Consider the following 23,379-nt stretch of genomic DNA (forward strand, 5'->3'; position numbering starts at 1 on the left):
CCGCGGTCCGCCGGACCGGACCCGTGCGGCCGTCGACCCGCGCGCCGTCGCCCCGCATCCGGCGGAGCGACCGCGCGGCTCCCGCTCCGTCGTACCCCCGCCCGCCGTGACCGGCGGAGCAGGGGGCGCCGGATCCCTGTACCCCGGCTCTTTGGTTCACCCGCGCTTCACATGAATTCCACGCTGATGTCGGCGCCACACGTATCCCGTCAAGGTCCCATCAGGAGGCAGTCCCATGGCCAGAATCTTCATCGTTGGTTCCGGTGTTGTCGGCACCGCCACCGGCAAGGGTTTTCTCCATGCCGGCCACGAGGTGACATTCATCGATGTCCTGCCCCAGCGCATAGACGCGCTGCGCTCGGAAGGACTCGACGCACGCGACACCCTCGATCTGCGCGCCGAACCCGGCGCTTTCCTCTTCCTCACCCTCCCGACGCCCAACGTCGGTCACCGCTACGACCTGTCCGCGTTCGAGGCGGGGTCCACCTCGGTGGGCGAGGCACTGGCGGACGCGGCGGAGAAGCACATCGTCGTGGTCCGCTCCACCGTGCCGCCGGGCACCGCCGAGGGCCTCGTCCAGCCGCTGCTGGAGAAGCACTCGGGCGGCACCCTGGGTGAGGACTTCATGCTCGCCAGCAACCCGGAGTTCCTGCGGGCGGCCTCGGCCGTCGAGGACTTCCGCTACCCGTGGATGACCGTGATCGCGTCCCGCAGCGCGCGGACCAGGGAGCGGCTGGCCGAACTGCTGCTGCCCTTCGGCGGGGAGATGCGCTTCTTCTCCGACCCGGCGGAAGCCGAGTTCGTCAAGTGCGCGCACAACATCTACAACGCGACGAAGATCAGCTTCTGGAACGAGATGTGGCTGGTCAGCCAGTCGCTCGGCCTGGACCTCGACCCCATCGCCCAGACCGTGGCCCGGTCCGCCGAGGGCTCCTACAACCCGCTGTACGGCATTCGCGGCGGCGCCCCCTACGGCGGGGTGTGCCTGCCCAAGGACACCCAGGGCTTCCTCGGCCTGGCGGACACCATCGGCCTGGACATGCCGCTGCTGCGCGCCGTCGTCGCCGTCAACGACACCCTCGCGGAGAAGGTCGACCAGGAGGCGGACGCCCTCACGGCCGACATCGCGTAGCCGGCCGACCGCGCCTGCCGGGGCGGGGCGCGCGCCCCGGCAGGCGTCCGGCCCCGGAAGCCGCCGGGGCCCGGGCGTCCGGTCCCGGCCGACCCCCCAGGACCGCGGACACTCCCCTCCCGGGCCCCGGCCCCGCCCGCACCACCCCACAGCCCGCTGTCGCACCGCACACCACGAGAACAGGCTCATGAGCGGACTCTTCGACACCACCGTCCTCGACTTCCGGTACTACCTCGTCTACCTCCCGCTGGGCATCCTGGGCCTGGTGCGCTGGACGTTCTGGCTGGTCCGCCGGGCCCCGGCGTCCCTCTACCGGCCCGTGTCCGGCGACTTCAGGCTGCCCATGAGCATCGTCGTCCCCGTGTACCAGGAAGACCCCGAGATCTTCGCCCTCGCGATCGAGTCCTGGCTGGCGAACGACGTCGAGGAGGTGGTCCTGGTCATCGACGTCACCGACCAGGCCTGCCAGGACATCGCCGCCCGCTACCCCGTCACCGTCGTCATCACCGACGTCCCGGGCAAACGGGACGCGCTGGTGCGCGGCTGGGAGGCGTGCACCACCGAACTCGTGGCGCTGGTCGACTCCGACACCATCTGGGCGGACGACGTGGCCGCCGAGGCGTGCAAGCCCTTCGCCGACCCGAAGGTGGGCGGCGTGGGCACCCGGCAGAACGTCTACAACCCCCGGGGCTTCCTGCAGCGCGTGAACGACATGTTCCTGGACTACCGGTACTTCGACGAGAACGCCGCCCAGTCCCGGATGGGCCGCGCGGTCTCCTGCCTGTCCGGCCGTACCGCGGTCTACCGGCGGAAGCTGCTGCTGGAGATATCCGAGGACTTCATGGCCGAGACGTTCATGGGCGTGCCCTGCATGTCGGGGGACGACAAGCGGCTGACCACGCTCATCCTGGAGCGCGGCCATCTGGCCTTCATGCAGCGCTCCGCCCGGGTGTGGTCCACCTTCCCCGGAACGGTACGGATCTTCCTCAAGCAGCGGCTGCGCTGGGCCCGCAACACCTGGCGCTCGGATCTGCGGGCGCTGTCGCGCCGTTGGGTCTGGAGGCACCCGTTCCTCGCCTTCACCATGATCGACAAGGGGGTCAGCAGCTTCACGCTGCTCTTCTCGCCGATCTTCATGACGCTGGCGATCGTGCGTGAGGACTGGTTCTTCGTCGCCTGCCTGGCCGGCTGGTGGTGGATCAGCCGGTCCATGAAGATCCTGCCGCACCTGGTCCGCAAGCCGTCGTCGTTCTTCCTGGTCCCGGGCTTCGTGGTGGTGTCGTTCGTGATGGCCGTGGTCAAGCTGTGCGCGCTGGCCACCATCCGCAAGCAGCGCTGGCTCACCCGGCAGGTCTCGGTGGAGAACGGCGTCGTCGTCCGTACGGCCTCGGTTCCGGCTCAGGCCCAGCCCGCCCAGTCGGAGGTGGTCGCGTGAGCCCCGCGCCGCGCATCCTCGCCGTCGCCGTGACCGCGGCGCTGTCCGCCGCGGTCCTGTCCGCCGCGATTCCGTCCGCCGTCGCCGCCGGCGACCCGGACGCCGCGGCCTGGGAGCGGACCGGCCGCCCGGAGCGGCTGATGGTCATCCGGCCCGGCACCGTCGCCCTGGTCAGCCGGGGCACCGTGGTCCGCCGGCTGTATCCGCAGACGGGCGCCCTTCCCCTGAGCTGGCTCGTGGCCAACGCCGGGCACGACTGGGTCGCCCGGTCCTCCGGCGACACGTCCGCGGTGCGGATGAGGAGCGCCGTCCTGCTCACCCCCGGCACCACCCTGCGGATCGGGCCGGACACCGGCAAGGTGCTCTTCACCGCGGGGCGGACGGCCGCTTCGGGGACGTGGATCCGCGGCAGCCGGGCCACCCTCGACGTGCGGGACACCAGCCTCGGGTCGGTCGGCGAGGACGGCGAGGAGCCCGCGGCCGAGGACGCCGCGGGCCGCCCGTACCTCCTCATGGGGGCGGGCGGACGGCTGGACCTCAGCCGCACCACGGTCACCGGGTTCGGTCTTCCCGACTCCGGCCCCGGCCTCAGCGGGTTCTCCGGTGTGACCTGGGGCAAGGGCAGCACGGGCTCCGCCGTCGGCTCCACCTTCGTGGGCAATCGCACCGGCCTCAGGCTCGCCGGGTCCACCGGCGTCACGTTGTCCGATGTGACGGTCAAGGGCTCCCTCGAGGACGGCGTGGTGCTCAACCGGGACGCCGGCACCAGCATCGAGGGACTGACCTCGCAGGACAACGGCCGCAACGGCCTGTCCGCTTCAGGCACCGACGACCGCGCCCTGACCGGCGTCGGCACCTCGGGCAACCGGGGCAGCGGCATCAAGGCCACGGCCCAGAGCGGCCTGCGGCTCACCGGCGTCACCTCGCAGGGGGACCAGGGCGGCGGCATCCGGCTGGTGTCCTGCGCCGGATGCACTGTCGACACCGCCACCGTGCACGGCGCGCCGGTCGCCCTGGCCGTGTCCGGCGCGGGCAGCCGTGTCGCCGTCGACGAGCCCCGGTTCGGCACCGGGACCACCGGGATCAGCCTCGCGGCGGGCATCAGCGGCGCCACCGTCTCCGGCGGCACGGTCCAGGGCTTCGAGCGCGGCATCGCCGTCTCCGGCTCCGCCGTGACGGTCCGCCGGACCGTCGTCAGCGACTCCCTCACCGGGGTCTCGGTCTACGGCCAGGCCCGCCAGGTGTCGCTGCGGGACGTCACCGTGCGCGGCGGACGGGTCGGGGTCACCGCCTCCGACACCACCTCCGGCGTGGCGCTCACCGATGTGCGGGTCAGCGGCACCACCAGGAAGGGACTGTCCTCCGCGTCGCCCGGACTCCGGGTGACCGGCGGCTCCGTCTCCGGCGCGACCACCGCCGTCGACCTGGGCGCCTCAGCCCGGCTGGACCACCTGACGATCAGCGGCGCCCGTCGCGGTCTGCATCTCGCGGCCGGCGTGCGCGCGACGGGCACCGCCCTGGACGTACTGGCCGAACGCAAGGGGATCGAGGTCGGCCGCGACGGCCGCATGGACCTCACCGACTCCCGGGTCCGCGCCCCCATCGCGCTCTTCGGGCCCGGCACCGTGCACCGCGCCGGCCGCACCCAGGTCACCCTGCCGCCCTTCCCCTGGCTCGGATTCGCCGCCCTGCTGGCCCTGACCCTGGCCGCCGGGATGCAGACCGTCCACCAGGTCAGGCACCGCAGGACGCCGACCCCGCAAGTCGCCTCCCACGTACGCAACACCGCCTGATCCGCCGGGGCCGCCGGACGGCGACCCGCGCGTCCCACCACCCGCCACCACCTGCCGCCGCTCCCATCCCGGCGGTGACCACAGGAGCCGCACCATGAGAGATCGCCGTCGCCCCACGAGTCCCGCCTGCTGCGCACCTTCGACCGCCGTCCCCGCGCCCGGCCCGCGCCGGCTGCGGATGCTCACCGCCACGCTGACCACGACCGCGCTCGTCGGCGGCGCCCTCACGCTGTCCGCCGGGACCTCCTCGGCGGCGTCCTGCGCGGGGCAGGTCCGCTACGCGTCGAGCACGAACACCATCTACCTGCAGTCCGGCACCGCGAGCCTGTCGGCCATCGCGTCGCTGTGCGCGTCGGCGCCGCTGCGACTGGTCGACGCGGCCAGCCGCACCTGGGAGCTGAGCGCGGACCTGGTCGTGCAGAACGGCGCGACGCTGCTGCTGCACGGCTCCTCGGCCGGCGACGGCGGTGACGTGGACACCCTGCGACTGCGCAGCCTGGCCGACAACGCGGCGACCAACGTCAGCTCGATCACGGCCCAGTACGGCACGATCGACATCGACTCGGTCGCCGTCACCTCCTGGGACGACGCGGCGGGCGGCCCGGACACCGACCCGGGCGTCCCCGCCGACGCGCCCTCCGGCTCGCGCGGCCGGGCCTTCATACGGGCGCTGTCGTTCCTCGACGCCGACGGGGTCGCCCGGGAGTCCCGGATGGACATCGTCGACAGCGACCTCGGCTACCTCGGCTACTACGCGGCCGAGAGCTACGGCGTGGCGTACAAGGGCCGCGGCTGCGACGCGACCCACCTGGACGGCTGCGCGGCCCTCGACGTCCACGGCTCGGAGATCCGCAGCCGGTTCCACCACAACTACATGGGCACCTACACCTTCAACGCCCAGGGCATGGTCTTCGACGGGAACGAGTACGACCACAACAAGTCGTACGGACTGGACCCGCACGACGACTCCGACCACCTGACCATCACCGACAACCACTCGCACCACAACGGCAACCACGGGATCATCTGCTCACAGCGCTGCGACCACCTGCTGATCGCCCGCAACGAGGTGGACCACAACGGCATCCCGCCGTACCTGCCCCCGGGCGACACCGACGCCTCGGACAACCAGGTGCACGGCATCATGATCCACCGCGGGGTCACCGACACGGTGATCGAGGACAACGACATCCACGACCAGCCCAACGGCGCGGGCATCGCGGTCTTCGACAGCAGCGACGACATCATCCGGAACAACACCGTGAGCGGCGCCGAGTACGGACTGCGCTACAGCGTCGGCGCGAAGGACATCACGACGACCGGCAACACCGTCACCGACAGCGTGCAGTACGCGGTCTTCACCTACCAGGGCTCGGACCTCCCGGCGTACACGGGCACCACCGGCCGGCCGACGGACCTGACCTTCACCGGCAACGTCTTCGACACCACCGGCAGCAACGCGGTCAAACTCAACCAGGCCGACGGCACGACCTTCGCGGGCAACACCTTCACGGGTCCCTTCGACTCCGGCGTGCTCACGCAGTTCACCTCCGGCACCGTCCTCGACGGCAACACCGTGCCGGGCTCGCTCGGCTACACCGTCAAGGGCGACGCGGCCACGCCCGGCGGCATGGTCTTCAAGAACGCCACGCAGACGACCAAGGTCCAGCTGGACGCGGTCAGTTCGGCGTCCTTCACCAGCGGCACCGGCACGGTCTGCAGGGCCGCGGGCTTCCCGGGGGTGACCACGGCCCTCACCCCGGCCGGCGGTACCGCGACCCTGACCCCGGCCGGCGTCGGCACCTCGCCGGTGAGCGTCACCCCGCTGCCGCTGTCCGTGCTGCCGGCCGCCGGCACCGCCGCCGCCCGGGTGCCGAACGGGGCGGCGGCGTACGAGGCCCTGGTGGCGGTGGGCGCGGCCGGGACGGACCTGGCCTTCCGGGCCACCGGGCTCACCCCCGGTGCCGGGTACGCCCTCACGGCCGGCGGCGCCACCGTCGCCACCGGCAGCGCGGCGGCCGACGGCACGCTGACGCTGCACACCGCCCCCGCGGGCACCGCGGAAGTGGACTACCGCGTCGTCAGCACCTTGTGACGGCCGGTCACCAGTCGACCGACAGCTCAGCGACCACGCGTCACGCAGGACAGGAGCGGCACCATGCGCAGACGGTTGTTCATCGCGGGGGGCGGCGCCGGCGCCGCGGCGGCCCTCGTGTCGTGCTCCGCGTACGGCAGTGACCGCTCCGCCCGCTCCACCGGTCCCTCCGCCGGGCAGGGCAGCACGCTGGACCTCACTTCCGCGGCCCGGGTGTTCGGGCCGCGGCTGGAGCCCCGCGCCGCCGGTTCGTTCGGGCTGTCCCGGGTCAGGCTGGCGGCCGAGCCGCACCCGGTGCTCGGCCGGCTGCTCCAGGTGCGGTACCCGGCGGGCTCGGCCAGCCCGACCGTCGCCAGGGACTTCGGCAGTCCCGAGGGCGGGGCGCAGCTGTACCTCGCGCTGCGCTCCGGGCCCGTCGACGCACTGAGCCTGCGGTACTACGTGCGCTTCCCCCCGGACTTCGACTTCGTCAAAGGGGGCAAGCTGCCCGGCCTGTACGGCGGGTCCGTCACCAGTGGCAAGCACATCCCGGACGGCTCGGACGGCCTGTCCACGCGCTACATGTGGCGCCGGGGCGGCACCGCGGAGGTGTACGCCTACCTGCCGACCTCGGTCGAGCACGGCACCTCGCTCGGCAGCGGCGACTGGCGCTGGCCGCTGGGCCGGTGGGCCTGTGTGGAGCAGGCCGTGCGTCTCAACACCCCGGGGCGCAGGGACGGATCGGTCACCGTGTTCCTGAACGGTGCCCGGGTCCTGCTCAGCCGGGGGCTGGAGTTCCGGACGACCGGCCGGCTCGGCATCGGGGGAGTGTTCTTCTCGACCTTCTTCGGCGGCGGGGACCCGAGTTGGGCGACGCCGCGCACCCAGCACGCCGAGTTCGCCGCCTTCGCCGTCTCCGACCGCTACATCGGGCCGCTGTCCGGGGCCTGACCGGTCTCCTGTCCCCCGCCCACCGTCCGCACCGTTCCCCAACCCTCGTTGGAGGCATCATGACCACCACGCACGACGCCGCTCCGACCGCCGTCACCGCATGGGGCGGCCCGATGGTCCGCCAGGCCGTCGTCCTCGCGGGCGGGCAGGCCAGCCGGCTGCGCCCGTACACCGACCGGATCCCCAAGGCCCTGGTGGAGGTGGCGGGCCGGCCGATCTTCGAGCACCAGGCCCACTGGCTGGCCACCGAGGGCATCGAGGACGTGATCATCTCCTGCGGCTACCGCGCGGACGCGCTCCAGGACTACGTGGACACCCATCCGCTGCCGCTGCGCGTGCGCATCGTCGTCGAGGACGAACCGCTCGGCCGCGGCGGTGGCCTGAAGTACGCCGCACGCGGCCTGCCGCACCCCGGTGAGCGCTGGGCCGGTCTCAACGGCGACATCCTCACCCGCTTCTCGCTGCGCGACCTGGCCCGCGCCCACGTCGAGCGGTCCGCGCTGGCCACGCTGGCGGTCACCCCGCTGAAGTCCCCGTACGGCATCGTGGAACTGGCCGGCGGCGACCGCGTCAGCAGCTTCGTCGAGGCGCCCGTGCTGCCGCACTGGATCAACGCCGGCGTCTATCTCTTCGAGCCCGAGGTCACCGCGCTCCTGCCCGACCTCGGCGACCACGAGGACACCACGTTCCCCGCGCTGTGCGAGCAGGACCGCCTGTCCGCCTACCGCATCAACGGCTACTGGCGCGGCGTCGACAACGCGAAGGACCTCAAGGAGGCCACCAAGGAGGTGGCCGCCTTCGGCTGGGTGCCCGCCCTCGAAGCGGTGTAGCGAACCGGTCCGGCGACGACGGGGGACCGGGTGGCGACCGCCGTCAGCGGTCGTTCAGGTTCGCCGCCAGCAGGGTCAGCGCGCGGTCGAGGATCCCGGCGAGGTCGTCGCCGCCGCCCGTGTCGATCCAGTGGAAGATGGCCTCGCTCCAGGCGCCGATCAGCGCCCCGACGACGATCCGGATCTCGAAGTCGTCCTCGGGGCGCCCCAGGCGCTCGGCGGTGACGGAGGCCAGCAGCCGGCTGGACTCCTGGATGTTCTCGCCCATGCGGGCGCGGATGGCCGGGACGGTGCGCACCAGCCGCAGCCGCTGCCGCATCTCGTCCAGTTCGGCCTGGTCGGTGAACATCTCCCGCAGCGGTCCCAGCAGGGCGTGCCGCACCGACTCGACGATGGGCTCCGTCACCGGGCGGTCGCGCAGCGCTGCCACCATGACGGGGTCGTACTCGTCGGTGAGGACGATGTCCTCCTTGGTCGGGAAGTACCGGAAGACCGTGCTGGCGGAGACCTCGGCCGCGTCCGCGATCTGCTCGACGGTGGTGCCGTCGTACCCCTGCGCCTCGAAGAGCCGGTAGGCCGCGCGGCGGATGGCCCGGCGGGTCTGGATCTTCTTGCGCTCGCGGAGGCCGGGCCTGGCCGAGCTCGTCGGGCTCGCCGGTCCGGTCGGTCTCGTCGGTGCCGTCACGTGGTCATTGTCGGGCATCGACCGCCGGCGCGGCCACGTCGGCGGCCACCGCCGCCTGCCCCTTCCCGCCGGTGCCGGGCAGGAAGAGGGCGGTCAGGACGGCGGCCGCCACCGAGGCGCCGCCGCAGACGAGCAGCGCCAGGTCCATGCCGTGCAGATAGGCGGCGTCCGCGGAGGCCGCCAGCGCCCGGTCGCCCAGGGCCGCGGCCACCGCGTGCGCGGCGCCCACGGAGTCCGCGGCGGTGCCGGCGGCCGCGGCGGGGAGGCCCGTGGTGTCGAGCCGGTCGGTGTACGCGCCCGCGAGCAGGCTGCCCAGGACGGCCACGCCGATCGCGCCGCCGGTCTGCCGCAGGGTCATCAGCAGCCCGGAACCGGCGCCGGCGCGCTCCTTCGGCAGGGCGCCGAGCGCGGCGTCCATGGCCGGGATCATCGCGAAGCCGAAGGCGAATCCGGTGACCGACAGCCACAGCGCGGTGAACCCGTAGCCGTCGTGCACCTGGGTACGGCTGCCGAGCACGGCGGCGCCGGCGAGCACCACCAGCCCGGCGGTCACCACCGGCCGCGCCCCGAAGCGCGCGACCAGCGGCGCGCTGCCCCGGGCCGCCACCATCAGTCCGCCCATCATGGGCAGCAGTCGCAGACCGGTGCCCAGGGCGTCGTTGCCGAGCACGGCCTGCAGGTACTGGGGCAGCACGAAGAGCAGCCCGGTGAGGATGAAGGTCACCAGGGTCGCGGCGACCGCGTTCCACAGGAAGCCGGGCTGCCGCAGCAGGCCCACGTCGAGCATCGGCCGTTCCTGGCGGCGTTCGCGCAGCACCAGCCCGGTGAGCAGGGCGACGGCGCCGAAGAGCGCGAGCAGCACCAGCGGATCGGCCCAGCCCCGCCGGGGGGCCTCGATGATGCCGAGGACCAGCGCGCCGAGCCCGGTCATCGCCAGCGCGGTGCTCGGCAGGTCGATCCGGGGGGTGGCGGGGTCGCGGGTCTCGGGGAGCAGCAGCAGGGAGGCGGTGATGCCGACGGCGACCAGCGGGACGTTGATCAGGAAGATCGAGCCCCACCAGAAGTGGTCGAGCAGGACGCCGCCGATGATCGGCCCGAGCGGCAGGCCCAGCGCCATGGCGGCGGTGACGGCGCCGACCGCCTTGGAGCGCTCCTCGGGCCCGAACAGCGAGGGCAGGACGGACAGCGCGAGCGGCATCACCAGCGCGGCCCCCAGGCCCATCACCGTGCGGGCGGCTACCACCGGCCCGGGGCTGCCGGCGAGGACGCCGAGCAGGGAGCCGGCGAGGAAGACCGCCAGGCCCGCGATGAGCATCCGGCGCCGCCCCCAGCGGTCGCCCAGCAGGCCCGCCGGGAGCATCGCGGCGGCGAACACCACGGTGTAGGCGTCCACGATCCACTGCTGGTCGCCTGTGTCGGCGCCGAGTTCGGCGGCCATGGTCGGCAGGGTGACGTTCAGGATCGTCATGTCGAAACCGAGGACGAGCATGCTCGCCACCAGCGCCCCGAGGGCCCACCAGCGGCGGGGGTCGTTCGTCGTCATGGCAGGGCTCTTTCCGGTGGTCGGTAGCAAATGACAGTGACTTTCAAAAAAGAGTAGCTATCAATGCGGACATGCGAAAGCCCCGCGGACCGCCGGTGCGGTGCGCGGGGCTCTCGGGGCCGCTGCGGGTGGGCTACGCGTGGTTGTAGGCCACCAGCGAGATGCCGACGTAGTGGGCGATGAAGGCGGCGAGGGTGAACGAGTGGAAGACCTCGTGGAAGCCGAAGAAGCGCGGTGAGGGGTTGGGGCGCTTGGTGCCGTAGACGATCGCGCCGGCGCTGTAGAGCAGGCCGCCGACGACGATCAGCACCAGTACGGCGACACCGCCGTGCCGCATGAAGTCGGGCAGGAAGAAGACCGCCGCCCAGCCGAGCGCGATGTAGCAGGGCGTGTAGAGCCAGCGCGGCGCGCCGACCCAGAAGACCCGGAAGGCGATGCCGGCCAGGGCTCCCGCCCACACCAGCCAGAGCAGTATCTCCTGCTTGCCGGTGGGCAGCAGGAGCAGGGTGAACGGCGTGTAGGTGCCCGCGATGATCAGGAAGATGTTCGCGTGGTCGAGGCGGCGCAGCACGGCCTCGCCGCGGGGACCCCAGTTCCCGCGGTGGTACAGCGCACTCACTCCGAACAGCGCGCAGGCGGTCACGGTGAAGACGGCGCAGGCGATCCGCCCACGGGTGCTCTCGGCGAAGGCGGTCAGGACGACGCCCGAGACCAGGACGGCGGGGAACATCCCGGCGTGCAACCACCCCCTGAGCTTGGGCTTCAGCGGGGCGGCGACGGCGGCGAGTTCATCAAGGGCGGGAGGCACAACGGGAGTCTCGTCCACGGAGCTCATGAGGTCAATGCTACCTACGCTCGCGTAAGTTACCGGTAGGTAATTTGCAATGTCGCCGGACGTTGGGAGTGGCGATGCTCACCTCACGCGCCCTGGACAGATCGCGTTTCCTGTCCTGATACTCATATGAGTGCGGTCGGCACCGGATGAGCAACCCACGAAGCAGCATCCGGGTCGCAGCCCCCAAGGGGTCCCAACAAAACACCCTCGAAAACTGACGCCGGGTGAGTGCACACCGGGCGGAACGGAGCGATCGTGGCGCGCGTCAATGCGGCTCCCACCCATCATCAGGACCTGATCGCCTGGGTCGGCGAGATCGCCGAACTGACCCAGCCCGACGAGATCGTGTGGTGCGACGGCTCGGAGGAGGAGTACCAGCGCCTGGCCGACGGGCTCGTGAAGCAGGGCACCTTCACGAAGCTCGACCCGATCAAGCGCCCCAACTCGTACTACGCCGCCTCCGACCCGACCGACGTCGCTCGTGTCGAGGACCGCACCTTCATCTGCTCGGAGAAGGAGCAGGACGCCGGCCCGACCAACCACTGGAAGGACCCCGCCGAGATGCGGGAGATCTTCACCGGTGAGCAGGGGCTGTTCCGCGGTGCCATGCGCGGCCGGACCATGTACGTGGTCCCGTTCTGCATGGGCCCGCTCGGCTCCGAGCTGTCCGCGATCGGCGTGGAGATCACCGACTCCGCGTACGTCGCCACCGCCATGCGCACCATGACGCGCATGGGCCAGGACGTGCTGGACGAGCTCGGCGAGGACGGCTTCTTCGTGAAGGCCGTGCACACCGTGGGCGCCCCGCTGGAGCCCGGCCAGGACGACGTTCCGTGGCCGTGCAACTCCACCAAGTACATCTCGCACTTCCCCGAGGCGCGCGAGATCTGGTCCTTCGGCTCCGGCTACGGCGGCAACGCGCTGCTCGGCAAGAAGTGCTACGCGCTGCGCATAGCCTCGGTCATGGCGCGTGACGAGGGCTGGCTGGCCGAGCACATGCTCGTCCTGAAGCTCACCCCGCCGCGGGGCGAGGCCAAGTACGTGGCCGCCGCCTTCCCCAGCGCCTGCGGCAAGACCAACCTCGCGATGCTGGAGCCGACCATCCCCGGCTGGACCGTGGAGACGATCGGCGACGACATCGCCTGGATGCGCTTCGGCGAGGACGGCCGCCTCTACGCGATCAACCCCGAGGCCGGCTTCTTCGGTGTCGCGCCGGGCACCGGCGAGCACACCAACGCCAACGCGATGAAGACCCTGTGGGGCAACTCGGTCTTCACCAACGTCGCGCTCACCGACGACAACGACGTCTGGTGGGAGGGCATGACGGAGGAGCTCCCGGCCCACCTCACGGACTGGAAGGGCAACTCCTGGACGCCGGAGTCCGGGACCCCCGCCGCCCACCCCAATGCCCGCTTCACCGTGCCCGCCGCCCAGTGCCCGACGATCGCGCCCGAGTGGGAGGACCCCAAGGGCGTGCCGATCTCGGCCATCCTCTTCGGCGGCCGCCGCGCCTCGGCGGTCCCGCTGGTCACCGAGTCCTTCGACTGGCAGCACGGTGTCTTCCTCGGCGCCAACGTCGCCTCCGAGAAGACCGCCGCCGCCGAGGGCAAGGTGGGCGAGCTGCGCCGCGACCCCTTCGCGATGCTGCCGTTCTGCGGCTACAACATGGGCGACTACTTCGGGCACTGGGTCGGCCTGGGCAAGACGCACGACGCCGACAAGCTGCCGAAGATCTACTACGTGAACTGGTTCCGCAAGGACGCGGACGGCCGGTTCGTGTGGCCCGGCTTCGGTGAGAACAGCCGCGTGCTGAAGTGGATCGTCGAGCGGCTCAACGGCCGGGCCGAGGGCGTCGAGACCCCGATCGGCATCCTCCCGGCCGAGGGCTCGCTGGACGTCGCCGGGCTGGACATCGAGCAGAAGGACCTCGACCTGCTGCTCTCGGTGGACATCGAGACCTGGCGCGAGGAGGCCTCGCTCATCCCGTCCCACCTGGAGACCTTCGGCGACCACACGCCCAAGGAGCTGTGGGACGAGTACCGCGCCCTGGTCAAGCGCCTGGGCTGACGACCACCGCCGTGCCCGACGGACCGGGGCCCGGACATGACGCGTGCGACGTCGTGTCCGGGCCCCGGGCGTTCGTGGTTCAGACGGTCGCGGCGTGGACCGCGAGACGGCGCTCGGCGAGCGCCACCGCCTCCGTGTCCTGCCGTGACTCGGCGACGACCAGTGCCCGGCCGGCGAGCGCGTGCGCCCGCCGGTGGAGCGCGGCGGTGCGGGCGGGGTCCCCGGCCCCGCGGCCGGCGGGGAGCCGGAGCGGCGGCCGCCCGTGGTGCAGTCGTGCCACCACCTCGGCGAGCTGCTCCGCCGCACGGTCGAGCTCGGGGCACGGTGCCGATCCCCGCAGCTCGTCGGTGACGGTCAGCAGGGCGGCGAGGTGTCCGGCGAGCTGGAGGTCCAGCTCCTCGTCACGGCTGCGTCGCGGAAGGCGGGGCGCCGTCGCCGTATGGACCGATTTGGTGCGGATCGGCTCGTACATGGGTGCACTCCTCCTGCATTCAGGAGAACATCCTAGCTTGGACTCAGTCTAAGGAGCGAGTGATTCAAGACATTGGTCCGGACTACGGCTGGCCGTAGCCGTCCAGGAACCGCCCGATCCGGCCGACCGCGTCCGTCAGGTCCTCCTTCGAGGGCAGCGTGACCAGCCGGAAGTGGTCCGGCTCCGGCCAGTTGAAACCGGTGCCCTGGACCACCAGGATCCGCTCCGCGCGCAGCAGGTCCAGCACCATCTGCTGGTCGTCCTTGACCTTGTAGACCTTGGGGTCCAGCCGCGGGAACGCGTACAGCGCCCCCTTGGGACGGACGCAGCTGACCCCGGGGATCTGGGTGAGCAGCTCGTACGCCACGTCGCGCTGCTCCGCCAGCCGGCCGCCCGGCAGCACCAGGTCCTTGATCGACTGGCGGCCGCCCAGCGCGGTGGCCACCGCGTGCTGCGCCGGCACATTGGCGCACAGCCGCATGTTGGCCAGGATCGTCAGACCCTCCAGATAGCTGGTCGCGTGCTCCTTGGGGCCGCAGACCGCGAGCCAGCCGCTGCGGTAGCCCGCCACCCGGTAGGCCTTCGACAGCCCGTTGAAGGTGAGCGTCAGCAGATCGGGGGCGATCGCCGCGGTGGGGGTGTGCGTGACGCCGTCGTAGAGGATCTTGTCGTAGATCTCGTCCGAGCAGACGATCAGATGGTGCCGGCGGGCGAGGTCGGTCAGCTGCCGCAGCAGCTCGTCGTCGTACACCGCGCCCGTCGGGTTGTTCGGGTTGATGATCACCAGTGCCTTGGTGCGGTCGGTGATCTTCCGCTCGATGTCGGCGAGGTCCGGGAACCAGTCCGCCTGCTCGTCGCAGCGGTAGTGCACCGGCGTGCCGCCGGACAGCGAGACCGCCGCCGTCCACAGCGGGTAGTCCGGCGCCGGGATCAGCACCTCGTCGCCGTCGTCCAGCAGCGCCTGCATCGCCATCTGGATCAGCTCGGACACCCCGTTGCCGAGGTAGATGTCCTCGACGTCCAGGTCGATGCCCTTGGTCTGGTAGTGCTGCATGACCGCGCGGCGGGCCGGGAGGATGCCCTTGGAGTCGCCGTAGCCGTGCGCACCGCCGAGGCTGCGCAGCATGTCCTCGAGGATCTCCGGGGGGCACTCGAAACCGAAGGCCGCAGGATTGCCGGTGTTCAGCTTCAGGATGCGGTGACCTGCCGCTTCCAGCCGCATGGCCTCCTCCAGCACCGGGCCGCGGATGTCGTAGCAGACATTGGAGAGCTTCGTGGACTGGATCACCTGCATGTCGTGAGCTTACGGCCACGCCATGGGGGTCGCCCCGTGTTCTTGGCCACGTGTGAGCCGAACAGGTGACGTCACGAGCGCACGGAACGCCCCGCCAGCACGTCGGTGCGGCGGCCGTCCTCGATGACGAACCGCCCGTCGATCAGCACGTACGGAATGCCCGTGGGCAGCGCCCGCGGCCGCTCGAACGTCGCGCCCGCCGCCACCGTCGCCGGGTCGAACAGCACCAGGTCGGCGCGGTGGCCCTCGCGGACCAGCCCGCGGTCGGTCAGCCCCAGCCGGGCGGCCGGGCGGCCGGTCAGATGCGCGACGCACTCCTCCAGCGAGAGCACGCCCAGCTCGCGCACGTAGCGGCCGAGATAGTGCGGGAAGGTGCCGTACGCGCGCGGATGCGGCTTGTCCCCGACGAGCAGCCCGTCGCTGCCGGCGGTGTGCACCCGGTGCCGCATGATCGCCCGGACGTTCTCCTCGTGTCCCACGTGCTGCAGGATCGTCGTGCCCAGCCGGTCCTCCAGCAGCAGCCGGCGCGCCGTGCCGAAGTCCGGTACCCGGTGGCCCACATGGGCCCTGAGCGCCGGCTCGCGCACCCCGGACACCTCGATCGTCGACCAGTCCACGGGCACCCCGTGGCAGCCGTCCGAACCGTCCACCTCCATCACGTGCCGGATGCGTTCCGCCGTGACCGCGTCCCGCAACCGCGCGAGCGTCGCCTCCGGGCCGCCCTCGGTGGCCCAGCTCGGCAGCGTCGCCACGAGCGTGGTGGAACCCGGCAGATACGGATACGTGTCCAGACTGATGTCCGCGCCCGCCGCCAACGCCTCGTCCAGCAGCGCCAGCAGCTCCGGGGCGCGGCCCCGGTTCACCCCGAAGTTCATCGTCGCGTGCGCCAGATGCAGGGCGCAGCCGGCCTCGCGGGTCAGCGCGATCATCTCCGCGTAGGCCTCCAGCGCACCCGCGCCGTAACTGCGGTGGTGCGGGCAGTAGTAGCCCCCGTGGGCGGCCACGACCCGGCACAGCTCGGTCAGTTCCGCGCCCGAGGCGTACATCCCCGGGGTGTACGTCAGCCCCGACGACATCCCCACCGCCCCCTGCGCCATGCCCTCCGCGACCAGCCCCTTCATCCGGTCCAGCTCCGCTGGCGTCGCCGGGCGGTCCTCCCACCCCACGGCCAGCATCCGCACGGTGCCCTGCGGCACGAGGTACGCGGCGTTCACCGCCACCCCCCGGTCCAGGCGGTCCAGGTACTCGCCGACGCTGCGCCAGTCGTAGTCCAGCCCGTCCGGATCCCCGTTCCACCCCGCGAGCTGGTGCCGCAGCTCGCCCAGCGTCCGGTCGTCCACGGGGGCGTACGACAGCCCGTCCTGCCCCAGCACCTCCAGGGTCACGCCCTGCGCCGCCTTCGCCTCGTGCGCGGGGTCCGTGAGCAGGGCGAGATCGCTGTGGGCGTGCATGTCGATGAATCCTGGCGCGAGCGCCAGCCCGTCGGCGTCCAAGGTCCGGCGTGCGCCGCGCACGGTCCCGATCTCCGCGACGCGGCCGTCCCGAACGCGGATGTCCGCGACGTACGGGGCCTTTCCGGTGCCGTCCACGACGGTCGCGTTGCGTATGCCCAGATCCACGTGCGGCGCCCTCTCCTCTTCCGTAGGTATTTCACCCGCCGGTCAGAAGAACGTACGGACGAAGTCCGTGACGACCCCGGTCTCGCCCACGACAGGAATGAGCTGCCATTTGTCGAACGCCGTGCACGGGTGCGACACCCCCAGCCCCACCCAGTCCCCGACCGCCAGGTCGACCCCGTCCGGGGCCACGGACACGAACGTGTGCTGATCCGCGAGCTTCGTGACCGTGAGTCCGGTCGCCGGGACGGCGGCACCGCCCGCGGGGCGCACGACCTGCGGCACCGGGAGGCCGAGGTCGTAGGGCGCGTCGCGCTTGCCCGCGTTGAGGAGGGCGAGCCCCGGTTCGGGCCGGGAGAGCACCTGGGTCCACAGCCGGAACGCCGGCTCCAGTGAGCCCTCCGCGGCGATCCGGCCGCGGAAGGGCGTGACGTCCCGGTAGTGGACGTCGTCGTGGGTGACGTACGCCCCGGACCGCAGGAGCCTGAGCACGGGGCGGGACAGGGTCCCCAGTGAGCCGAAGGCCTCGGCCACCCCGTCGAACCATTCGCTGCCGCCCGCGCTGACCACGATCTGCTCGGCCGCGCCGAATCGCCCCGCCGCGTCGAAGTCCACGGCCAGTGCGACAAGTTCGTCCAGCCAGGCGCGCGGGTCCGCCGCGGGCGCCTCGTAGCCCGCGACGCCGACCAGCCGCAGGTGCCGCGCCGCGGTCACCGCGTCCGCGACGCGCGCCGCCTCGACGGGTCCGCGCACCCCCGTGCGGCCGCCGGCCGCGCCGAGTTCCACCACGACGTCGACGACGACTTCGGTGAGGGCCGCGTCCATGAGTTCGACGCCCCGGACGGAGTCGACGTAGCAGACGAAGCGGAAGCCGGGGTCGTCCGCGAGCTCGCGGGCGAGCCAGCGCAGTGCCGCCGCGTCGACGATCTCGTTGGCGAGGAAGACCCGGGGCACGCCGAACGCCCGGTAGACCCGCACCTGGTGCGGGGTGGCGGCGGTGATGCCCCAGGCGCCGTACTCGATCTGCCGGGCGAACAGCTGCGGGGCCATGGAGGTCTTGCCGTGCGGTGCGAAGGCGAGCCCGTGCTTGTCGGCGTAGGCGGCGAGCTGGGCGAGGTTGTGCTCCAGGGCGGGCCCGGAGAGCGTGAGCAGCGGGGTGGTGAAGCCTCCGTCGAACAGGGAGCGGTGCTCGGCGGCGAGTTCGCCGACGGTGCGTCCGTCCGCGTCGGGGGGAAGCCCCTTGAAGCGGTGGTCCACGCGTTCCTCGCGCAGCTCGTCGATCCGCATCGCGCCTCCCGGGAGCGTTGCAATATGCGCAATGGTCATTGCGTGCTGTGTTCGGACGTGTCTAACATCCCTGCCGGCGCCGGGTCAACGGTGCCCAGAAGGGAGCCGAAGTGACCGTGGACATCGTGTGCGTGGGCGAATCCATGGTGACCTTCGTGCCCTCCGCGCCCGGGCAGCGCCTCGCCGAGGCCGTCTCGTTCGCGCGCGGCACCGGCGGCGCCGAGTCCAACGTGGCCTGCGCGCTCGCGCGGCTCGGCCACACCGCCCGCTGGATCAGCCGGGTGGGCGCGGACCCGTTCGGGGACCACCTGCTCGCTCAGATCGCCGCGGCCGGGGTCGACGTCTCCGCCGTGCGCCGCGACCCCGACCGCCCCACCGGCGTCTACTTCCGCACCGGGGACGGTGAGGTCGCCTACTACCGGGCCGGCTCCGCGGCGACCGCCCTGTCACCGGCGACCGTCGGCCGCGAGGAGGCCTGGGCGGGCCGGGTCCTGCACCTGTCCGGCATCACGGCCGCGCTCTCGGCGGGCTGCGCCGACCTCGTGCGCGAGCTGACCGCGCCGGGGCCCGGGCGCCCGCTGGTCTCCTTCGACGTCAACTACCGCCCCGCGCTCTGGCGTTCCCGTGACCCCGTGCAGCTCGCCGCCCTCGCCCGCCGCTGCGACCTCGTCCTGGTCGGCGAGGACGAGGCGAAGGCCGCCTGGGGCCTGCCGGACGCCGACGCCGTGCGTGAGGCGCTGCCCGGGCCCGCCGTGCTCGTCGTCAAGCAGGGCGCGCTGGGGGCAACCGCCTACGAGGGCACCAGGGAAGGCGTCTTCGTCCCCGCGGCCGACGCGCCGGTGGTCGACCCGGTCGGCGCGGGCGACGCCTTCGCCGCCGGATTCCTGTCCGCGACCCTGCGCGCGCTGCCGCTCCCCGACCGGCTCGCCCGCGGACACGCGCTGGCCGCCGCGGCGATCGGGGTACGCGGCGATTCCCTTGCCGTACTCGGGGACGAGGCATGGGGGAGACTGCGCGCATGAGCCAGACCGTGGACCGCGCCCTGCGCATCCTGCCCCTGCTCGCGGAGGGGCCCGCCAACCTCGAGCAGGTCGCCACCCGCCTGGACGTGCACAAGTCCACCGCGCTGCGACTGCTGCGCACGCTGCACGAGCACGGCATGGTCTACCGCCAGGACGACCAGCGCTACCGGCTGGGCGCCCGGCTGTTCGCCCTCGCCCAGGAGGCGATGGAGAACCTGGACGTCCGCGGCATCGCGCACCCGCACCTGGTCGCCCTCAACGAACTGACCGGCCACACCGTGCACCTCGCGGTGTACGAGGAGGGTGAGGTCGTCTACATCGACAAGGTCGAGAGCCGCTACCCGGTCCGCATGTACTCGCGGATCGGCAAGCCCGTCGCCATCACCGTGGCGGCCGTCGCCAAACTGCTCCTCGCCGACCTGCCCGAGGCCGAACGGCGTGCGGTCGCCCAGAGGCTGGAGTACCCGCGCTACACCTCCCGTTCGACCCCGGACGCCGCCGCCCACCTGGCCGAGCTCGCCCGCGTGCGCGAGCAGGGCTGGGCGAGCGACCTCGGCGGCCACGAGGAGTCGATCAACTGCGTCGCCGCGCCGATCCGCGGCGCCGACGGGCGCGTCGCGGCCGCCTGTTCCCTGTCCGCCCCCAACGTGGTCGTCAGCGCGGAGGGCCTGCTCGCACTCCGCCCGCAGGTCCAGCGCACCGCGGAGGCGATCAGCCGCGAGTACTCCGGAAAACCCAGCCAAGGAGCCTGATGAGCGACAAGACCGCGATCACCCCGGCGAGCCACACCACCCCGCCGGCCAAGTTCTCCCACGGCGTCCGCAAGGGCAACATCCTCCAGGTCGCCGGTCAGGTCGGCTTCGGCCCCGCCGTGCCGGGCCAGGCCCCCGCCCCGGTCGGGCCGGGGCTGCGGGAGCAGACCCTGCAGACCCTCGCCAACGTCCAGGCGGTACTGGAGGCGGGCGGCGCCTCCTGGGAGGACGCCGTCATGATCCGCGTCTACCTCACCGACACCGCCCACTTCCCCGAGTTCAACGCCCTCTTCGACGAGTACTTCGCCGGTCTGAAGGGCGCCCCCGCCGCCCGTACGACGGTCTACGTCGGCCTGCCCGCCGGGCTGCTCGTCGAGATCGATGCCCTGGCCGTCCTGGACTGACGCCCGTCCCCACCGCGTCACCCGTCCCCCCAGCACCCGTACGCCGTCCCGTGGTCCCCCCATGCCCAAAACCCACCGGGAGCCCGAGTGAACCCAGAACCCGTCCCCCACACGGGCGGTCTCATAGCCCTGATCCCCGGCACCGCCGGGCTGCTGACCGTCGCCGTCCTCGGCATCGTCTCGTTGCTGTTCCTCATCATCAAGGCCAGGCTGCAGCCCTTCGTCGCGCTGCTGGTGGTCTCCATCGCGGTGGCGCTCGCCGCCGGGCTGAGCGTCACCGAACTCTTCGGCACCGTGCAGCGGTCGACCGCCACCAGCCTCATCGAGACCGGAATGGGCGGCATCCTCGGCCATGTCGCGATCATCATCGGCCTCGGCACCATGCTCGGCGCGATCCTGGAGATCTCCGGCGGCGCCGAGGCCCTCGCCGGCCGGCTGCTCGGCGCCTTCGGCGAGCGGCGCGCCCCGCTCGCGATGGGCCTGACCGGGCTCGTCTTCGGCATCCCGGTCTTCTTCGACGTCGGGATCTTCGTGCTCGCCCCGCTGGTCTACGCGGCTGCCAAGCGCAGCGGAAAATCGATTCTGCTCTACTGCCTGCCGCTGCTCGCGGGGCTGTCCATGACGCACGCCTTCCTGCCTCCCCACCCCGGTCCGGTGGCCGCGGCCGCCGTCTTCCAGGTGGACCTGGGCTGGGTCGTGCTGATGGGCGCGGTCTGCGGGGTGCCTGCGGTGCTGGCGGCCTGGGTGTTCTCGGCGTGGATCGGCCGGCGCATCTTCGTCCCCGTGCCGCAGGACATGGCCGACGCCGTCGAGGAGGCGCGCGAGGCGGTGCACACCGAAGGGGACGGGGCACCGCGGCAGGAGCCGGTCTCCGTCGGCATCGTGCTGACGATCATCGGCACGCCCCTGGTGCTGATCCTGCTGGCGACCTTCTCCTCCGTCACGATGGACGAGGGCACGGCCCGTTCACTGCTCACCTTCTTCGGGCACCCCTTCGTCGCGCTGACCCTCGCGCTCTTCCTCGCGTACTGGCTGCTCGGCATCCGGCGCGGCTGGAGCCGGCGGAGCCTGGAGGCGGTCTCCACCGCCTCCCTCAAGCCGATCGGCAACATCCTGCTGGTGGTCGGCGCGGGCGGCGTCTTCGGCGCGGTCCTCAAGGCCAGCGGCATCGCCGACGCCCTCGCCAAGGCCTTCGGGGACGCCGGACTGCCGATGATCCTGCTGGCCTGGCTGCTGAGCGTGGCGCTGCGGGTGGCCCAGGGTTCGGCGACCGTCGCCATCGTGACGACGGCGGGCATCGTGCAGCCGGTGCTGGCCTCCGGGCACTTCTCTCAGGCCCACCTCGCGCTCGTCATCTGCGCCATCTCGGCGGGCTCGATCTTCGCCTCGCACGTCAACGACGGCGGTTTCTGGATGGTCGCCAAGTACTTCGGCATCAGCGAGCGCGACACGCTGCGCACGTGGACGGTGCTGGAGTCCGTGCTGTCGGTGGCGGGCTTCGCCGTCGCCGGCGCGGTGAGCCTGGCGGTGTGAACGTGACACCGCGCCCCCGGGGGACGGGACCTCTCCCGGGGGCGCGGTGCGGCGGTGGGCGGTGGTTCCGGCGTACTACGGCAGGGCGTGCACGTGCGGGCCGACCGTGCCCGAGAATCCGTTGCCGTTCGTCGCGTCCCAGTTGGTGGACCAGGTCATCGCGCCGCGCAGCCCCGGCCAGGTGGTGGAGGGCTTGAACGAGCCGCAGTTGGTGCCCTTGGCCAGGCAGTCCAGGGCGTTGTTCACGACCGTCGGCGAGACGTAGCCGCTGCCCGCCGCCCGGGTGGACGCCGGCAGGCCGAGACCCACCTGCGAGGGGGCCAGACCGCTCTGGAGCTGGATGCAGGCCAGGGCGGTGATGAAGTCGACCGTGCCCTGCGAGTACACCTTGCCGTCGCAGCCGTTCATGGAACCGCTGTTGTAGTACTGGGTGTTGACGACGGTCAGGATGTCCTTGATGTTGAGCGCGGTCTGGAAGTAGCCGAAGGACGTCGACTGCATGTCGATGGTCTGCGGGGCCATGGTGATGACCAGCCCGGAGCCCGCCTTGGCCGACAGGGAGCGCAGCGCCTGCGTCATCCAGGTCGCGTTGATCCCGTTCTCCAGGTCGATGTCGACGCCGTCGAACCCGTACGTCTGCATCAGCGAGAAGGCGCTGTTGGCGAAGTTGTTCGCCGAGGCGGAGTCGGTGACGCTGATCGTGCCGTTCTGGCCGCCGACGGAGACGATGACCTTCTTGCCGGCCGCCTTCTTCGCCGCGATGTCGGCCTTGAACTGGCTGACCGAGTAGTTCAGCGCCGGGTCCAGGGTGAAGGAGACCGCGCCGGGCGTGGTAGTGGCGTCGGCGAAGCTGACCGCGATGATGTCGTACTGGCTCGGCACCTGGGCGATGGTCTGCACGGTGGCGCCGTTGTTGAAGTTCTGCCAGTAGCCGGTGAGCACGTGCTTGGGCAGCGTGCCGCCACCGGTGGGCGTCGGGGTCGGCGTCGGGTCCGTGGGGGTGGGCGTCGGGTCGGTGGGGGTGGGCGTCGGTGTGGGCGTGCCCGAGCCGGGCGCCCCCAGCAGGCTCACGTCGTCCGCCAGGTAGGCGGGCTGCGCGTACCAGCCGTGCAGGTAGACGGTGACCGAGGTGGTGCTCGCGCCCGTGGTGAAGCTGGTGGACAACTGCTGGTACGGGGACGCGGACGGGGTCCAGACCGAGGCCTCGGTCATACCGGTGCCGGTGGCGCCGAGGTAGACGTAACTGCCCTGGACGAAGGCGCTCAGCGTGTACGTCGAGTTGGGCCGGACGCTGATGGTCTGCGAGCAGCGGGAGTTGTCGGAGGACGACGGCGTGCCCTGGAGGGCCTTGGTGCCGCCGTGCACGGGGGAGCCGACGACCGCGCCGCTGGAGGCGGTGCACGACCAGCCGGACAGGCCGCTCTCGAATCCGCCGTTGGTCACGAGATTGGTGTCGGCCGCGTTCGCGCTGCCGGAGTTGGCGACGAGTCCCGCCACCGCGAGAGCGGCGGCGCCGACGGCCGCCGCGGCTCTGAGGGCGGTGCTCCGCGGGCGTGCGAGTTCCACTACTGCCTCCTGGGGGCGAGGAGTTGGGCAACGGGTACGCGAGTGGCCACTCTTGTGAGGTCGAAGTTTGGTCCAGACCAATCCTCCG

19 protein-coding genes are annotated in these 23,379 nt (G+C 72.0%); 11 read left to right on the top strand and 8 right to left on the bottom strand.

Features of this window, described 5'->3' with window-relative positions:
* Positions 1 to 235 precede the first annotated feature (235 nt).
* The 6 genes from ACFYXS_RS25620 (at position 236) to ACFYXS_RS25645 (ending at position 8,215) form a co-directional block, all read left to right on the top strand.
* The gene (locus ACFYXS_RS25620; protein WP_389252074.1) at positions 236 to 1,132 is read left to right on the top strand and encodes a 2-dehydropantoate 2-reductase N-terminal domain-containing protein; all 897 of its coding nucleotides are present in this window, start codon (positions 236 to 238) and stop codon (positions 1,130 to 1,132) included.
* A gap of 187 nt (positions 1,133 to 1,319) precedes the next feature.
* Positions 1,320 to 2,567, top strand: coding sequence for a glycosyltransferase (locus ACFYXS_RS25625; protein ID WP_389252076.1), 1,248 nt, complete (start codon positions 1,320 to 1,322; stop codon positions 2,565 to 2,567).
* Positions 2,564 to 4,360, top strand: a complete 1,797-nt coding sequence (locus ACFYXS_RS25630; RefSeq protein ID WP_389252078.1) for a right-handed parallel beta-helix repeat-containing protein — start codon at positions 2,564 to 2,566, stop codon at positions 4,358 to 4,360. Before ACFYXS_RS25625 ends, ACFYXS_RS25630 begins: the two co-directional genes overlap by 4 nt.
* Before the next feature lie 94 nt (positions 4,361 to 4,454).
* A complete protein-coding gene (locus tag ACFYXS_RS25635; RefSeq protein ID WP_389252080.1) occupies positions 4,455 to 6,455 on the top strand; it encodes a right-handed parallel beta-helix repeat-containing protein in 2,001 nt (666 codons plus the stop codon).
* 63 nt (positions 6,456 to 6,518) lie between these two features.
* A complete protein-coding gene (locus tag ACFYXS_RS25640) occupies positions 6,519 to 7,385 on the top strand; it encodes a polysaccharide lyase (RefSeq protein ID WP_389252082.1) in 867 nt (288 codons plus the stop codon).
* Positions 7,386 to 7,444: 59 nt separating this feature from the next.
* Positions 7,445 to 8,215: an NDP-sugar synthase gene (locus tag ACFYXS_RS25645; protein WP_389252084.1), complete on the top strand. Its 771-nt coding sequence runs from the start codon at positions 7,445 to 7,447 to the stop codon at positions 8,213 to 8,215.
* A gap of 43 nt (positions 8,216 to 8,258) precedes the next feature.
* On the opposite strand, the gene ACFYXS_RS25650 is transcribed toward ACFYXS_RS25645, so the two are convergent.
* From ACFYXS_RS25650 to ACFYXS_RS25660, 3 genes are all read right to left on the bottom strand, one after another.
* A complete protein-coding gene (locus ACFYXS_RS25650) occupies positions 8,259 to 8,918 on the bottom strand; it encodes a TetR family transcriptional regulator (RefSeq protein ID WP_389252087.1) in 660 nt (219 codons plus the stop codon).
* The gene (locus tag ACFYXS_RS25655) at positions 8,905 to 10,443 is read right to left on the bottom strand and encodes an MFS transporter (RefSeq protein ID WP_389252089.1); all 1,539 of its coding nucleotides are present in this window, start codon (positions 10,441 to 10,443) and stop codon (positions 8,905 to 8,907) included. Before ACFYXS_RS25655 ends, ACFYXS_RS25650 begins: the two co-directional genes overlap by 14 nt.
* Positions 10,444 to 10,576: 133 nt before the next feature.
* Positions 10,577 to 11,278, bottom strand: a complete 702-nt coding sequence (locus tag ACFYXS_RS25660) for a hemolysin III family protein (RefSeq protein ID WP_389252091.1) — start codon at positions 11,276 to 11,278, stop codon at positions 10,577 to 10,579.
* Between the two features lie 255 nt (positions 11,279 to 11,533).
* Here ACFYXS_RS25660 and ACFYXS_RS25665 point away from each other — a divergent pair, with 255 nt between their 5' ends.
* Positions 11,534 to 13,345 (top strand): phosphoenolpyruvate carboxykinase (GTP), encoded by a 1,812-nt coding sequence (locus tag ACFYXS_RS25665; RefSeq protein ID WP_389252093.1) that lies wholly within the window; start codon positions 11,534 to 11,536, stop codon positions 13,343 to 13,345.
* A 79-nt stretch (positions 13,346 to 13,424) separates the two neighbouring features.
* On the opposite strand, the gene ACFYXS_RS25670 is transcribed toward ACFYXS_RS25665, so the two are convergent.
* From ACFYXS_RS25670 to ACFYXS_RS25685, 4 genes are all read right to left on the bottom strand, one after another.
* Positions 13,425 to 13,817, bottom strand: coding sequence for a hypothetical protein (locus tag ACFYXS_RS25670; protein ID WP_389252095.1), 393 nt, complete (start codon positions 13,815 to 13,817; stop codon positions 13,425 to 13,427).
* 82 nt (positions 13,818 to 13,899) lie between these two features.
* The gene (locus ACFYXS_RS25675) at positions 13,900 to 15,111 is read right to left on the bottom strand and encodes a pyridoxal phosphate-dependent aminotransferase (RefSeq protein ID WP_389252097.1); all 1,212 of its coding nucleotides are present in this window, start codon (positions 15,109 to 15,111) and stop codon (positions 13,900 to 13,902) included.
* 71 nt (positions 15,112 to 15,182) lie between these two features.
* A complete protein-coding gene (locus ACFYXS_RS25680; RefSeq protein ID WP_389252099.1) occupies positions 15,183 to 16,730 on the bottom strand; it encodes an amidohydrolase family protein in 1,548 nt (515 codons plus the stop codon).
* A gap of 42 nt (positions 16,731 to 16,772) precedes the next feature.
* Positions 16,773 to 18,053, bottom strand: a complete 1,281-nt coding sequence (locus tag ACFYXS_RS25685; protein WP_389252101.1) for an alanine racemase — start codon at positions 18,051 to 18,053, stop codon at positions 16,773 to 16,775.
* A gap of 71 nt (positions 18,054 to 18,124) precedes the next feature.
* Between ACFYXS_RS25685 and ACFYXS_RS25690 the strand changes: the two genes are divergently transcribed.
* The 4 genes from ACFYXS_RS25690 to ACFYXS_RS25705 all read left to right on the top strand — a co-directional run bounded on the left by ACFYXS_RS25690 (position 18,125) and on the right by ACFYXS_RS25705 (position 21,725).
* Positions 18,125 to 19,036 (top strand): sugar kinase, encoded by a 912-nt coding sequence (locus tag ACFYXS_RS25690; RefSeq protein WP_389252103.1) that lies wholly within the window; start codon positions 18,125 to 18,127, stop codon positions 19,034 to 19,036.
* Positions 19,033 to 19,788: an IclR family transcriptional regulator gene (locus ACFYXS_RS25695; protein WP_389252105.1), complete on the top strand. Its 756-nt coding sequence runs from the start codon at positions 19,033 to 19,035 to the stop codon at positions 19,786 to 19,788. The genes ACFYXS_RS25690 and ACFYXS_RS25695 overlap by 4 nt, the downstream gene beginning before the upstream one ends.
* Complete coding sequence (locus tag ACFYXS_RS25700) at positions 19,788 to 20,192, top strand: RidA family protein (RefSeq protein WP_389252107.1); 405 nt, start codon at positions 19,788 to 19,790, stop codon at positions 20,190 to 20,192. Before ACFYXS_RS25695 ends, ACFYXS_RS25700 begins: the two co-directional genes overlap by 1 nt.
* Positions 20,193 to 20,279: 87 nt before the next feature.
* Entirely contained in the window at positions 20,280 to 21,725 is a 1,446-nt protein-coding gene (locus ACFYXS_RS25705; protein ID WP_389252109.1) for a GntP family permease, read from the top strand.
* 75 nt (positions 21,726 to 21,800) lie between these two features.
* On the opposite strand, the gene ACFYXS_RS25710 is transcribed toward ACFYXS_RS25705, so the two are convergent.
* Positions 21,801 to 23,291: a chitinase gene (locus tag ACFYXS_RS25710; protein WP_389252111.1), complete on the bottom strand. Its 1,491-nt coding sequence runs from the start codon at positions 23,289 to 23,291 to the stop codon at positions 21,801 to 21,803.
* Positions 23,292 to 23,379: the final 88 nt, after the last annotated feature.

This window comes from Streptomyces sp. NPDC002574, assembly GCF_042889545.1.
Taxonomy (GTDB): Bacteria; Actinomycetota; Actinomycetes; order Streptomycetales; family Streptomycetaceae; genus Actinacidiphila.